This is a genomic window from Photorhabdus heterorhabditis (assembly GCF_018448905.1).
In the GTDB taxonomy this organism is placed as follows: domain Bacteria; phylum Pseudomonadota; class Gammaproteobacteria; order Enterobacterales; family Enterobacteriaceae; genus Photorhabdus; species Photorhabdus heterorhabditis.
This window is the reverse complement of sequence record NZ_RCWA01000216.1, coordinates 1-234: the sequence shown is the minus strand read 5'-3', so window position 1 is coordinate 234 and position 234 is coordinate 1. Positions and strand designations below refer to the sequence as shown.

General features: G+C 46.2%; 1 protein-coding gene. It reads left to right on the top strand.

Translation table 11 applies throughout. The annotated features are described in order from the left end of the window. Positions 1-38: 38 nt before the first annotated feature. On the top strand, positions 39-234 hold a 196-nt coding region (locus tag EAE89_RS23350), incomplete at its 3' end, for a transposase (RefSeq protein ID WP_214086707.1).

Sequence of the window (234 nt, the reverse complement as noted above, 5' to 3'; positions counted from 1 at the left end):
TCATTCATCTATTTTAACCGGTTAGGTGGATATATCAATTGAGTCATCAGCATGAGGCACTGGAGGGATTTCTCCGAAAACGACACAGCGTCAGTAAACTGGTTGTGCATCTGATTTTCACGACAAAATACCGTCGAAAGCTCTTTGACAGGCATATGATTGAGCAGCTACGGGAAGCATTCCTGTCTGCCGCCGCAAAGCTCGAATGCGAAATCATAGAGATGGACGGTGAGC